Origin of the sequence: Winogradskyella sp., from assembly GCF_965656915.1 — a bacterium.
In the GTDB taxonomy this organism is placed as follows: domain Bacteria; phylum Bacteroidota; class Bacteroidia; order Flavobacteriales; family Flavobacteriaceae; genus Winogradskyella.
In genome coordinates this window covers 256-13,712 of record NZ_CBFHMI010000063.1, presented here as the reverse complement: position 1 = coordinate 13,712, position 13,457 = coordinate 256, and the positions used below count along the sequence as shown (strand labels likewise).

13 protein-coding genes are annotated in these 13,457 nt (G+C 33.6%); 10 read left to right on the top strand and 3 right to left on the bottom strand.

The window, feature by feature from the left end; all coding sequences use genetic code 11:
- From ACTG3Y_RS11855 to ACTG3Y_RS11810, 10 genes are all read left to right on the top strand, one after another.
- Positions 1–364, top strand: a 364-nt coding sequence (locus ACTG3Y_RS11855) for an ACT domain-containing protein (RefSeq protein ID WP_439153138.1), incomplete at its 5' end; no start/stop codon positions are given.
- Positions 365–388: 24 nt separating this feature from the next.
- Positions 389–841, top strand: a complete 453-nt coding sequence (locus tag ACTG3Y_RS11850; protein ID WP_439153137.1) for a Fur family transcriptional regulator — start codon at positions 389–391, stop codon at positions 839–841.
- 13 nt (positions 842–854) lie between these two features.
- Positions 855–2,135 carry an adenylosuccinate synthase gene (locus ACTG3Y_RS11845; RefSeq protein ID WP_439153136.1) on the top strand — a complete coding sequence of 427 codons (1,281 nt, stop codon included), beginning with the start codon at positions 855–857 and terminating at the stop codon, positions 2,133–2,135.
- Positions 2,136–2,201: 66 nt separating this feature from the next.
- The gene (locus tag ACTG3Y_RS11840; RefSeq protein WP_439153135.1) at positions 2,202–3,992 is read left to right on the top strand and encodes an OstA-like protein; all 1,791 of its coding nucleotides are present in this window, start codon (positions 2,202–2,204) and stop codon (positions 3,990–3,992) included.
- A 7-nt stretch (positions 3,993–3,999) separates the two neighbouring features.
- Positions 4,000–5,175 (top strand): aspartate aminotransferase family protein, encoded by a 1,176-nt coding sequence (locus ACTG3Y_RS11835; protein WP_439153134.1) that lies wholly within the window; start codon positions 4,000–4,002, stop codon positions 5,173–5,175.
- A gap of 160 nt (positions 5,176–5,335) precedes the next feature.
- Entirely contained in the window at positions 5,336–6,742 is a 1,407-nt protein-coding gene (locus ACTG3Y_RS11830; protein WP_439153133.1) for a tetratricopeptide repeat protein, read from the top strand.
- A 35-nt stretch (positions 6,743–6,777) separates the two neighbouring features.
- Positions 6,778–7,746, top strand: coding sequence for a DUF368 domain-containing protein (locus ACTG3Y_RS11825; RefSeq protein ID WP_439153132.1), 969 nt, complete (start codon positions 6,778–6,780; stop codon positions 7,744–7,746).
- Positions 7,746–8,765 carry a DUF368 domain-containing protein gene (locus ACTG3Y_RS11820; RefSeq protein WP_439153131.1) on the top strand — a complete coding sequence of 340 codons (1,020 nt, stop codon included), beginning with the start codon at positions 7,746–7,748 and terminating at the stop codon, positions 8,763–8,765. Before ACTG3Y_RS11825 ends, ACTG3Y_RS11820 begins: the two co-directional genes overlap by 1 nt.
- Complete coding sequence (locus ACTG3Y_RS11815) at positions 8,734–9,495, top strand: shikimate dehydrogenase family protein (RefSeq protein ID WP_439153130.1); 762 nt, start codon at positions 8,734–8,736, stop codon at positions 9,493–9,495. Before ACTG3Y_RS11820 ends, ACTG3Y_RS11815 begins: the two co-directional genes overlap by 32 nt.
- 90 nt (positions 9,496–9,585) lie before the next feature.
- Complete coding sequence (locus ACTG3Y_RS11810; RefSeq protein ID WP_439153129.1) at positions 9,586–11,610, top strand: DUF349 domain-containing protein; 2,025 nt, start codon at positions 9,586–9,588, stop codon at positions 11,608–11,610.
- A gap of 326 nt (positions 11,611–11,936) precedes the next feature.
- Here the strand turns inward: ACTG3Y_RS11810 and mazG are convergent, their stop codons facing one another.
- The 3 genes from mazG to ACTG3Y_RS11795 form a co-directional block, all read right to left on the bottom strand.
- The gene (gene mazG / locus ACTG3Y_RS11805) at positions 11,937–12,710 is read right to left on the bottom strand and encodes a nucleoside triphosphate pyrophosphohydrolase (RefSeq protein ID WP_439153128.1); all 774 of its coding nucleotides are present in this window, start codon (positions 12,708–12,710) and stop codon (positions 11,937–11,939) included.
- Between the two features lie 2 nt (positions 12,711–12,712).
- Entirely contained in the window at positions 12,713–13,138 is a 426-nt protein-coding gene (locus ACTG3Y_RS11800) for a DUF5606 family protein (protein WP_439153127.1), read from the bottom strand.
- Between the two features lie 101 nt (positions 13,139–13,239).
- A partial coding sequence (locus tag ACTG3Y_RS11795) for a peptide deformylase (RefSeq protein ID WP_439153126.1) occupies positions 13,240–13,457 on the bottom strand: 218 nt, incomplete at its 5' end.

The window sequence follows — 13,457 nt, the reverse complement described above, 5'->3', positions numbered from 1 at the left end:
AGTGTTCGGCTTTGTGACTATTAACGATGGTATTAAAGTACATAAAAAGAATTGCCCTAATGCTGTAAGTTTACAGTCTAATTATGCGTACCGAATAATGCCTGCTAAATGGATAGATTCTACACAACGCACATTTACATCACAAATAAAACTTTCTGGAATTGACAATATGGGCTTGGTTAATGACATAACCAGACTAATATCTGAAAACATGCACGTAAATATGAAAAGCATCAGCTTTTCTAGTGACGATGGAATTTTTAGCGGAAATATCACCCTAGATGTTAAAAACCAAACAATGTTGAAAAAACTTATTGATAAGTTGAAAAAAATTAATGGTATAGATAAGGTAACCAGAATTTAAAATGCGTAAATTTGCATCTTAATTATGAATGCAACTACAGAAGAAAGTAACCAGGAAATTGTAAAACGTGTATTTACGCAATTTCTCGAAGAAAAAGGTCATAGAAAAACACCTGAGCGTTACGCTATACTTCAAGAAATTTATGATAGTGAAGAACATTTTGATATAGAATCACTTTACATCAAAATGAAGAATAAAAACTATCGTGTGAGTAGAGCAACACTTTATAACACCATAGAATTACTTTTAGACTGTGCCTTAGTCCGCAAGCATCAGTTTGGTCAAAATCAAGCACACTACGAAAAGTCTTATTTTGATAAGCAGCACGACCATGTTATATTAACCGATACAGGCGAAGTTATTGAATTCTGTGATCCACGCATTCAATCCATCAAAAAAACCATAGAAGAGGTTTTTGATATTCAGATTACTAATCATTCACTATATTTTTACGGCAATCGTAAAACTGACGACTAACTAATTTTTTAAAATGGCAGTAGATTTACTACTTGGATTACAATGGGGAGATGAAGGCAAAGGAAAAATTGTTGATGTATTCACCTCAAAATACGATATTATTGCGCGCTTTCAAGGTGGTCCTAACGCAGGACACACCTTAGTGTTTAATGGAAGAAAACATGTTTTACATACCATTCCTTCAGGTATATTTCATGACGATACCGTGAATCTTGTTGGTAATGGTGTCGTTATAGATCCGGTGATTTTCAAAAAAGAATTAGATAAACTAGACGAGCAAAATGTTGATTACAAAAAGTCATTATGCATTTCTAGAAAAGCACATATCATTTTACCCACGCATCGCTTATTAGATGCTGCAAGTGAAGCTTCTAAAGGAAAAGCAAAAATAGGTTCTACGTTAAAAGGTATTGGTCCAACTTATATGGACAAAACGGGAAGAAATGGAATCCGAGTTGGCGATATAGAATTAGCAGAATGGAAAACTAAATACAGAGCTTTAGCTGACAAGCATGAAGCCATGATAGATTTCTACAATGTTAACATACAATACAATCTAAAAGAATTAGAAGCTGAATTTTTTGCGGCAATAGAAACACTTAAGACTTTAAAATTTATTGATTCTGAAGAATTTATTCATCAGTCACAAACCTCCGGAAAAACCATTTTAGCAGAAGGAGCGCAAGGCTCCTTACTAGATATTGATTTTGGAACTTATCCGTACGTAACATCATCCAACACTACAGCAGCTGGCGCTTGTACGGGATTAGGTGTTGCGCCGAATCAAATTGGTGAAGTTTTTGGAATTTTTAAAGCCTATACAACGCGCGTTGGTTCTGGTCCTTTTCCAACAGAATTATTTGATGAAGATGGAGAAACAATGGCACGTGTTGGTCATGAATTTGGCGCAACTACTGGTAGACCAAGACGCTGTGGTTGGCTAGATTTAGTGGCATTACGCTATGCTTGTCAGGTTAACGGGGTTACACAACTTATTATGATGAAAGGCGATGTACTTTCTGGTTTTAAAACGCTTAAAGTCTGTACAGCTTACAATTATAAAGGTGAAACCATTGCGCATTTACCTTATAATATTGAGAAAGAAAACGTAACTCCAATTTACACTGAAATAAAAGGTTGGTCGGAAGATTTAACCAAAATGACGGAAGCCTCTCAATTACCAAAAGAAGTAAATGATTACGTTGAGTTTTTAGAAAAAGAACTTAACATTCCTATAACCATCGTTTCTGTTGGTCCAGACCGTAAGCAAACGATTATAAGAAAGACAGTTTAGATTCTGTTAAAAAAACTGTTAACTCATACTAAAGCAAATCTATAAGTGTTATTTTGTAAAAAACATATGGCTTTGAATAGTATAAAGAATCTAATTTTTCTTTTCTCTTTTTTAATAACCTTAGGGAGTTTTGCTCAAGACAAGCAGAAGATTACCATTGAATATGCAGGTACAGGTTATTCTGATCCTGAAATTGAAGAAGGTGCTAAAGTCTTCCTAAGAGACAAGTCTCAGCAAGTGCATTTTATACATGAAGGTGTTAATATGTGGTGTGACAAAGCAATATATTATGAAGATCAGGACTTTATTGAAGCCTTCAGTAATGTACGCATGCAACAAGGTGACTCTATTAACATGGTTGCCAAATATGTAGAATACAGTGGAAAGACACAGCTAGCCTATGCCAGTGGTGACGTGGTGTTAACAGAACCTGAATCGACCTTAACAACACAAATCCTTTATTTTGATCGAACAAAACAGCAAGCGTATTATGATGATAAAGGAAAAGTTGTAAGAGACACTTCCGGCACAATCACGAGTAAAGTGGGTAGATATTACATGACTGCAAAAAAATATCAATTTACAGATAGTGTTGTATTGGTAAATCCTGAATATACTCTAAAGACAGAACGCTTGGATTTCTTTACAGAAAATGGGTATGCGTATCTTTTTGGTCCATCAACAATTATTGGAGAATCTAGTACAGTCTATTGTGAACGTGGTTTTTACAATACTAATAATGATACAGGTTACTTTCAGCGTAATGCGAAAATAGATTACGACAATCGAAGATTTGAGGGCGATAGCCTTTATTTTGATAGAAACCGAAGTTTTGCCTCCGCAACAAATAATATTACAGTAACCGATACAATTAATCGTAGTATTGTAAAAGGCCATTACGCCGAAGTCTACAGGGATAAAGATTCAGTTTTTATAACAAAACGAGCATTGGCAATTACAGTACAAGAACAGGATTCTGTCTACATTCATGCAGATACTTTAATGGTTACTGGAAAAGCAGATAATCGTATAACACGCGCTTTTTACAATGTACGTTTATTTAAAAGTGATTTAGCTGGAAAGTCAGATTCTATTCATGTTAATCATAAAACAGGTTTAACACAAATGATTAACTTAAATCGTTTTAGCTCTACAGATGCATTTGCTACTAAACGAAAACCTGTTCTTTGGAATGTTTCTAACCAAATGACAGGTGATACCATTCATTTAATATCTAATGTAGAAACTGAAAAACTGGATTCATTAAAAGTTTTTAATAATGCTTTCTTGGTAAGTAAAGACTCTTTGAGTGAAAACGGTTATAATCAGATAAAAGGTCAACGACTAATTGGTTTGTTTAGAGATAATGAACTTTACAATGTAAACATAATTAAAAATGCAGAAGTCATTTATTATTCCAGAAACGCTGAAAACGAATTAGTCGGAATTAATAAATCTAAATCTGGTAGTATAAATATTAAATTGAATAATCAGGCTATTGAAGAAATACGATTAATTCAACAAATAGATGGAGAACTCTATCCTGAATCAATGTTTCCAAAAAGTGGAAGACGTCTCAGAGGATTTGATTGGCGTGGTGAGGAACGACCAACGTCAGTTGAAGACCTGTTTAAAGACGATCCACCTTTAGTACTTCCAAAAATAAAAGGCTTGGACAATTATGTTCCACCTGAAGATTTTATTGATGATAGTGTTAATGAACGGATAGAAAAAGCTGGTGAGGACACACCAAATAAAGCAAACAAGGCAGCTCGAAATCTACCCAAAAAAGGAAAGATAATTCCTTTACCAGATTCTGTAAAAGCTAATACAAAACAAAAAAAAGCAGGTCAATAATTGCTCTATGCAAAAAGACTTTTTAAAATATCAGGCTCAAACTACTCCGCACCCTCTGGCTATGACTGTGAGTCATGCAAACGGATCATATATATATGATACCAACGGTAAAGCGTATCTAGACTTTGTAGCTGGTGTGTCTGCTAATTGTCTAGGACATTCGCATCCTAAGGTAATCAATGCTATAAAAGAACAATTAGACAAGTATATGCATGTTATGGTGTATGGTGAATACATTCAAAAATCAGCAGTAGAACTTTCTAAACTTATTGCGAAACATCTACCAGAACCTTTAGAATCAACTTATCTCGTAAATTCAGGTACTGAGGCTATTGAGGGTAGCATCAAATTAGCACGACGATTTACTGGAAGAAGCGAAATTATTGCTGCTAAAAATGCATATCATGGCAATACCATGGGTTCTTTGAGTTTAATGGATTTCGAAGAACGCAAACAGCCTTTTCTTCCGCTTATTCCAGATGTAAGACATATTACGTTTAATTGCCAATGGTGCTTACAAAAGATTACAGAAAAAACTGCAGCAGTTGTTTTAGAAACTATCCAAGGTGGATCTGGGTTTATTGAACCTATTAATGACTATTTGAAATTAGTTCAAAAACGCTGTAATGACTTAGGTGCACTATTAATTTTAGATGAAATACAACCTGGAATAGGTAGAACTGGCAAGCTCTTCGGATTTGAACATTACAATTGCAAACCAGATATTGTAGTCACTGGTAAAGGTTTAGGTGGCGGTCTACCGATTGGTGCTTTTTCGGCTTCTAAAGAAATGATGGATTGCTTAAGTGAAAATCCAAAACTAGGTCACATTACTACTTTTGGTGGCAATCCTGTAATTGCATCTGCAGCTTTAGCCACACTAAAAGAAATTACAGAGTCTAGTCTTATGATGGAAGTTCTAGAAAAAGAGAACTTATTTAGAGAACACTTACAACATAAGCATATTAAAGAAATTAGAGGACGCGGTTTAATGCTTGCGTTAATTACAGAAAGTGAAGACATCACAAATGAAGTTATTTTGCGTTGTCAAGAAGCCGGTTTAATATTATTTTGGTTACTTTTTGAACCTAAAGCCATAAGAATTACTCCTCCATTGACGATTTCAAACCAAGAAATCATCAAAGGTTGTAAGATAATAACTTCAATATTAGATTCTATTTAGATTGCTAAAACCTTAACTAATACACTGTATTGCAGAATTCAACATGCTTTACTTAAAGTTCTATTTCAATGTTAATTATTTTGTTAAAAACATTAACAGTAAAATCGATGAAGTGTAAATGATAACTGTAATTTAGTTTCAGAGAATCATTAAACCGCTTATGAATTACAGTCAAGACGACGAAAATTTATCTCTTACCCGATTTGAATCCATGTTAAAAACAAATGATATTTTGTTTTTTGATTCAAGTGAATTTGAAAACATTATTCATCATTACTTAGAGAATGGCAAAATAGCCTTAGCTAAAAGAGCTATTAAATTAGGTTTAGAACAACACCCAACATCTATACATCTTAGATTATTTCAGGTCGAGATTCTTGTAATTGAAAACAAATTTGCTGAAGCTAATGACATTCTGGAAATGCTTCATAATTTAGAACCAACCAATGAAGAAGTTTTCATTCAGAAAGCTAATGTACTTTCGAAACAGGATGAGCACGAAAAAGCAATTAAAACCTTACTGATTGCAGTTAATATGTCTAGAACTCCTGAAGATGATAGTGATTTGTATGCATTAATTGGTATGGAATATTTGTTCCTAGATCAATTTGACAACGCCATTATCTATTTTAAAAAGTGCTTAGACTCTGATAAATCGGACTATTCCGCACTCCATAATGTGGTGTATTGCTATGACTTTTTGAATAAAAATGAAGAGGCTATAGAGTATCTAAATACTTTCTTAGACTCACATCCATATTGTGAAGTGGCTTGGCATCAATTGGGAAGACAGTATTTTACGATTAAAGAGTACGAAAAGGCTAATGCTGCTTTTGATTTTGCCATTATTTCCGATGACACTTTTGTAGGAGCCTATATTGAAAAAGGTAAAGTTTTAGAAAAGCTGAAACACTACGAAGAAGCGATTGAAAACTACAAAATTACGTTAGCACTAGATGACCCAACGTCTTTTGCACTGCTAAGAATTGGGTATTGTTACGAAAAGTTAGGTCAGGATGATTTTGCTATTCAATTTTTCAAGAAAACAGTAAATGAAGACGCACTATTGGATAAAGGTTGGATAGCAATCACAAAATTTTACATGAAACGCTTAAACTATCAAAAAGCGCTTTATTATATCAATAAAGCCGTAAACATAGATGGTGATAATGTGCTTTATTGGAAATTATATGCAACAGTTAATAAACGTCTTAATTTTTTAGAAGAAGCTGAACGCGGTTATAAAAGATCACTAGAGCTTGGTAATTACGAAATTGAAACTTGGCTAAATAGAGCTGATATTCTAACAGCATTAGGTGAATTTGATGCTGCCATTTTCAATTTAATTCAAGCCACAGAGTTTTATCCAGAGAATGCTGAAATCGAATATCGCTTAGGCGGTCTTTATTTTACACTTCATCAGTCAGAAGAAGGAAGATTTCATCTCAAAAATGCGACCAGATTAAACATAGACTATAGTTTTATTATTTCAGAATTATTTCCTCAGTTGGAAAACAGACCATTAATCAAGGCTATAATTTCAGATTCCAACAAGAATTTCAACTAAAAAAATCCATACCTTAGCATTTCTTATTTAAAAAAATGCAAAGACGATTTTTAGATTACTTAATTATCACTTTAAAGGGTATAGCAATGGGTGCTGCTGATGTTGTTCCTGGTGTTTCAGGTGGTACAATAGCTTTGATTTCTGGGATATACGAAGAACTATTAGAAAGTATTGATAATGTAAAATTAAGTGCCTTAAAGATCTGGAAAGAAAAAGGATTTAAAGCTGCATGGATGTCAATTAACGGGAACTTTCTTCTGGCTTTATTTTCTGGTATTGCAGTTAGTATTTTATCACTAGCTAAATTAATAAAGTGGCTACTCCATAACGAACCGATATTACTTTGGTCTTTCTTTTTTGGATTAGTACTTGCCAGTATTCTTTATATAGCGAAGCAAATTAAAAGTTGGAGTTTAAAAGTTATTATCGCAATAATTGCTACTTCAGCCCTATCCTATTACATTACTTTAGCAGAGCCGTTTGCTTCGCCAGACAGTCCATTTTATCTACTGTTTTGCGGATTTATTGCTATCATTGCTATGATTTTACCCGGAGTTTCTGGTGCTTTTATATTGTTGATTCTTGGTGCATATCAGATAGCAATTGATACTATTAATAATCTTAGAGATGGTTTATTTAACGGTGATATGAGCCTGTTTAAAGACGCTCTATTAAAATTTTTACTACTAGCGGTAGGCGCAGTGATTGGTATAAAAGTGTTTTCGAAAGCACTGAACTGGATGTTTAAACATAAAAAGAATTTAACTCTTGCCATTTTAACAGGTTTCATGGTTGGTTCTTTAAATAAAATCTGGCCATGGAAGGAAGTCCTTAAAACACGCGTAAATTCTGTCGGTGAATTTGTCACCTTATTAGATAGAAGTGTTCTTCCTACTTCCTATGAAGGAGATAATCAAATGCTCATGGCTATCATATTTATGGTTATCGGTTTTGCTTCAATTCTAATTTTAGAAAGTTTAGGTAGCAATAAAAATAAAGTCTAATGCAAAGGACCAGAACCCTTAAAGATCGTATATTCTTGGTCATTAAAGGTTTGGCCATGGGTGCTGCGAACAAAGTGCCAGGAGTCTCTGGTGGCGTCGTAGCTTTTGTTGCTGGGTTTTATGAAGAATTTATTTATTCCCTACAACGCGTTAATAAAACAGCCTTTAAGCTTTTATTCAATGGACGATTTAAAAGTTTTTATCGCTATATAAACGGTAAATTCTTGACACTACTCTTTTTGGGAATGGTGGTGAGTTATTTTAGTGTTTCTAAAATTTTAGACTATCTCATTGTAAACTACGAACTTTATGTGTGGAGCACATTCTTCGGAATGATACTAGGATCCATTTATTACATCAGCAAAGATTTTAATGCGTGGAACAATAAAACCATTTTAGCCTTAATACTTGGTACTATCGCAGGTATAAGTATTAGTTTTTTAGATCCTGCCACAGAAAACGATAACCTAATTTTTGTTTTTTTCTGTGGAATTATAAGTGTTTCTGGTATGACATTACCTGGATTTTCAGGTTCTTTTATCCTCATTTTACTTGGAAATTATGTGCTACTTCTGGTAGATTCTGTAAATGCACTTTATGATACTATAGCAGATATTTTTAGCGGGAATTTTGAATTTATACATAATGAAGTTAGAATTAGAATGCTAAAGGTTTTAGGTGTTTTCACATTAGGTTCGGTCACTGGTCTTGTCACCTTTTCCCACATTCTAAATTATATTTTACATCATTATAAAAACATCACCTTAGCAACGATTGTTGGTTTTATTATCGGATCTCTAGGAGTTGTCTGGCCTTGGAAAGAAACCATCTACAAAAAAAGTATTGATGGTAGTTATATTTTAGATTCTACTGGTAAACAAGTCATTGAGAACTACCGACGTTTTTTACCCGAGTGGAATACAGAAACTTATATTGCAATTGCTTATATTGCTTTTGGAATTCTTGTAGTTTTAGGATTAGAATGGTATGGACAACGCACAAGACAAATCAAAGTATAAATTAGGACTCGTAGGTCGTGATATCTCCTATTCTTTTTCCAGAGGATATTTTGCTGATAAGTTTGAGCAACTGAACCTAACACACACCTACGTTAACTTTGATTTACAGTCGATACAAGAACTAATCTCTATTATTAAAACAACTTCTAACCTAAAAGGTTTAAATGTTACCATTCCTTACAAAGAAGAGGTTATCCCATTATTGGACAAGCTTGATAAGCGTGCAAAGAAAATAGGAGCTGTAAACACAATTAGAATTACAAAAAAGAAAAAATTAATTGGTTATAATACAGATTATTATGGTTTTAAAAATTCGCTAGAACCACATTTAAGCAACTACCATAAAAGAGCTTTAATCCTTGGTACTGGTGGCGCATCTAGAGCAATCGCTTATGCCTTAAAAAGGCTCGGAATTAAATATACTTTTGTATCACGTTCTAAAAAGGAAGGCGTCAAATTTCTATATTCTCAATTAAACGATGAGTTAATTTCAAAGTATCAAATTATCATAAATTGTACACCATTAGGAACATTTCCCAACATAGATGAATGTCCAAACATTCCTTATAATGCCATTACCTGCAATCATATTTTGTATGATCTTATATATAACCCTGAGCAGACCAAATTTTTAAATTATGGTCACAAAAAAGGGGCAACTACTATTAATGGATTTGAGATGCTAAAACTACAAGCTGAAAAGTCATGGGAAATTTGGAATAAGGACTAAAACTACTCGATTTATTGCGCGAAAATGCATTTATCTTTGGATTTCAGCCACTTGTTACTATCTTTAACCACCTATTAAAAATAATGACACATGTCTGAGAATGATAACCTGCAAGATGCAGATGGAAAAAAAGAAGTAGAATCTAAAGAGACTACTCCAACAAAAAATGAATCTTCTGATGTAGAAACTAAAGTTGAACAAACAGTGACAGATGATGGATCCGCTGAAGTCTCTAAAGAAGAGAAAGTAACAAAAGAAGAGGCTGCTGAAGTTGATGACACCTCATCAAATGATGAGAAAAGCTCAGATTCTAAGGAAGAAGATCATGTAGAAGAAATTGAAGCCTCCAATGCTGAGGATGCTGAGGATGAGTCTAATGCTGAACGCCATGAAGTAGAAGAAAAAGACTACCATGCGATGTCTATGCAAGATTTAGCAACGGAATTAAACCGTCTTTTAAAACATCATAAAATTCAGACTATTTCAAAACATATTAATCAAATTAAAGCTGAATTTAATGCTAAATTTAATCAGCTTCTAGAAGAGAAAAAAGAAGAATTTATTAATGATGGTGGAAATGAGATAGATTTTTATTATACCGACGACACCAAGAAGTTATTTAATTCTTTATATAAAGATTACAAGCAATCCATCAGCGCTTATTACAAAGAGCGAGAGCAGAATCTTAAACAAAATTTAGAAAACAGATTAGCCATTATTGAAGAAATTAAAGGCTTATTGAATGTTGAGGAAAATATGAGTTCAACATACAAGCACTTTAAGGAATTACAAGAAAAGTGGCGAAATGCAGGTCCTATACCAAGAGATAAGTACAACAATGCCTGGAACACCTATCATCATCATGTAGAACGCTTTTATGACTTCTTACATCTCAATAATGATTTGAGAGACATGGACTTTAAGCACAATTATGAACAGAAACTAAAGATCATTGAACGTGCGGAAGAATTAGCCAAAGATGATAATATTAATCGAGCTTTTAGAGAGCTTCAGGTCTTACACAAACTTTGGAAAGAAGAGCTTGGACCAGTTGGTAAAGCGCATAGAGAAGAAGTATGGGAACGTTTTAGTAACGCTACAAAAGCTATTCATGATAAGCGTCAGGCCTATTATGCCGATTTAGACAAAGCTTATGAAAAAAATCTTGAGAAAAAAGAAGAGATTATATCTAAAATAGCTGCTATTGCTGAGGATAATGTGAGTTCTCATAGTGCATGGCAAAAGAAAATAAAAGAAGTAGAAGCACTGAGAGAAGCGTTTTTCAATGCAGGTAAAGTGCCACTTAAAGTTAACGAAGCCACTTGGGCAAAGTTTAAAGATGCTGTAAGAACCTTTAATCGTGGAAAGAATAAATTCTACAAGGAACTTAAAAAGGATCAATACGAAAATCTTCAAAAGAAAAAGGAGCTCATTAAAATAGCAGAAGAAAACAAGGAAAGTGATGATTTTGCAGTTGTAACTCCACTGATGAAGAAAATTCAAAGTAATTGGAAAAAAATAGGCCACGTACCTAGACGTGATAGCGATAAAATCTGGAAACAGTTTAAAGGTGCATGTAATCATTACTTTGATAGAATGCATGCGCAGCGTAAGGCTGAAAATCAGCATTTATATGACGCTTTTGATAAGAAGACCAAATTGCTAGATCAACTTAAAGCTATGGAGCTCACGGATGATCCAAAAGCAGATATAAAAACCTTACAGGCAAAAATTACTGAATGGAAAGAAATAGGTTACGTACCGCAAAATAAACGTTATATAGATGGTAAATTTTATAAAGCTATTGACAATGCCTTTGACCAATTAAAAATGGATAAAGCCAAGCTGGAGATGGTGAAGTTTGAAAGCAAACTCGAAAATCTAGCAAATCCCGATGACACAAGGCTTTTGGACAATGAGCAGAACTTTATACGTAAGAAAATAGGCGAAGTACAGTCGGAAATTACACAGCTAGAAAATAATTTACAGTTTTTCTCTAATGTAGACTCTGACAATCCATTGGTTAAGGAAGTGCATAAAAACATCGCCAATCATAAAAAACAATTAGAAACCTGGAAAGAAAAGTTAACTAAGATTCGTGGAATGTATAGTTAGATAAATAAATTTCCAAAGGAAGCATAATAGTATAAAAATCAAAACCCATCTGTGTTCTACAGATGGGTTTTGCCCTAACTAAACTAAATTAACCTTAATTACAACCGCTTAAAATAATAATTAAGATCTCCTACTAAGATTATAAAAACGTTTAATGCTTTTATATACAGTATTTACGAACAAAAAAATAGTTTGGATGTTTGACTGTAGATTTTTTGAGAATTTTAACAAATCTGAGCTCTGTCATTCAGAGCGCAGCGAAGAATCTAAAGTAAGATGTTTATAGATTCTTCAGTCACTTTGTTTCTTCTAAATGACAGAATAGGTCAAATAGACTTCGCCTCTTCCCAAAAGACATCCATTTCAGATAAGGTCATGTCTTTGAGAGTTTTGTTTAATGTTTTGGCTTTACTTTCAAGATATTGAAAGCGCTTAATAAATTTCTTATTGGTACGTTCTAAGGCATTTTCGGGATTTACCTTAAGAAAGCGAGCGTAATTTATCATAGAAAACAATACATCTCCAAATTCACTTTCTATAGCATTTTGGTCGCCTTTGGCTATTTCAGTTTTTAATTCGGCCAGCTCCTCTTCTACTTTTTCAAAAACCTGCTCTGGCTCTTCCCAATCAAATCCTACTCCAGCAACTTTATCTTGTATACGATTAGCCTTTACCATAGCTGGTAAACTCTTTGGCACACCTTCTAATACACTTTTTTTACCTTCCTTTAACTTTAACTGTTCCCAATTACGCTTTACGTCTTCTTCATTCTTAACTTTGACGTCACCATAAATATGTGGATGTCTATCGATAAGCTTATCACAAATGCTATTACAAACATCTGCTATGTCAAAAGTGTTGGTTTCGCTGCCAATTTTAGAATAAAACACAATGTGTAATAACACATCGCCTAATTCTTTCTTTACCTCATCCAAATCATTATCTAGTATAGCGTCACCTAACTCGTACATTTCTTCTATAGTTAAATGACGTAAGGATTCCATGGTCTGCTTTTTATCCCAAGGACATTGCTCTCGCAATTCATCCATGATAACCAGCAAACGTTCAAAGGCTTTTAACTGAGTTACTTTATCTGACATGATTATTCCTCCTCTTCAGATGTAGAGTCTTCGTCAGCTTCTAAGGTATCTAAAAGGTTATTTTTTTGAAGTAAATTATACCATTGTATCACTTTTTTAATATCAGAAGGATAAACTCTGTCTTCGTCATACTCTGGTAAAACTTCAAAGAAATATTCTTCTAAAGCAAGCTTACTATCTTTGTGGCTAATAGAAGTTACTTCTCCATTCTCTTTTTCTTTTACCTTTTTAAGAACATCTCTTAAAGGCACTTCTTCTGTCAAGGTATAAATAGCTATTTCACTTAAAATGCTGATATTACTGTGCGCACCTACCGTAATTCGTTTTTTATCTATTAACGATGCTACTACAGCACCGGTTCTGGTCTGTGTAACTATTTCGTATAATCCTGGTTTCCCAGAAATCGCTAAAATTTTATCTAAACTCATAACATAATTTCTTTTTGCCAGACTGAGCTTGTCAAAAGTTATTTGACTTCTTAACACACTTCGACAAGCTCAGTGTAACAATCCATTTAATATTATTTGTATTAACGCTTTCTGCTCATCGCAGGAAAACGCATTTTATAATCAATTTTTATTTTGCCTTTAGAGATATTGGTTAATTTCCCTTTAATTAAACGTTTTTTAAATGAGGATAGTTTGTCCGTAAATAAAACGCCTTCAATATGATCATATTCATGCTGAATCACACGAGCAATTAGTCCATCATATTCTTCAATATGTGTATCAAAATTCTCATCTTGAT

Bases quoted from the DNA above. Each gene is read 5' to 3' on its own strand.
- ACTG3Y_RS11835 (WP_439153134.1), top strand. From the start codon at position 4,000: ATGCAAAAAGACTTTTTAAAATATCAGGCTCAAACTACTCCGCACCCT.
- ACTG3Y_RS11845 (WP_439153136.1), top strand. From the start codon at position 855: ATGGCAGTAGATTTACTACTTGGATTACAATGGGGAGATGAAGGCAAA.
- mazG (WP_439153128.1), bottom strand. From the start codon at position 12,710: ATGTCAGATAAAGTAACTCAGTTAAAAGCCTTTGAACGTTTGCTGGTT.
- ACTG3Y_RS11800 (WP_439153127.1), bottom strand. From the start codon at position 13,138: ATGAGTTTAGATAAAATTTTAGCGATTTCTGGGAAACCAGGATTATAC.
- ACTG3Y_RS11850 (WP_439153137.1), top strand. From the start codon at position 389: ATGAATGCAACTACAGAAGAAAGTAACCAGGAAATTGTAAAACGTGTA.
- ACTG3Y_RS11830 (WP_439153133.1), top strand. From the start codon at position 5,336: ATGAATTACAGTCAAGACGACGAAAATTTATCTCTTACCCGATTTGAA.
- ACTG3Y_RS11840 (WP_439153135.1), top strand. From the start codon at position 2,202: ATGGCTTTGAATAGTATAAAGAATCTAATTTTTCTTTTCTCTTTTTTA.
- ACTG3Y_RS11825 (WP_439153132.1), top strand. From the start codon at position 6,778: ATGCAAAGACGATTTTTAGATTACTTAATTATCACTTTAAAGGGTATA.
- ACTG3Y_RS11815 (WP_439153130.1), top strand. From the start codon at position 8,734: ATGGACAACGCACAAGACAAATCAAAGTATAAATTAGGACTCGTAGGT.
- ACTG3Y_RS11810 (WP_439153129.1), top strand. From the start codon at position 9,586: ATGTCTGAGAATGATAACCTGCAAGATGCAGATGGAAAAAAAGAAGTA.
- ACTG3Y_RS11820 (WP_439153131.1), top strand. From the start codon at position 7,746: ATGCAAAGGACCAGAACCCTTAAAGATCGTATATTCTTGGTCATTAAA.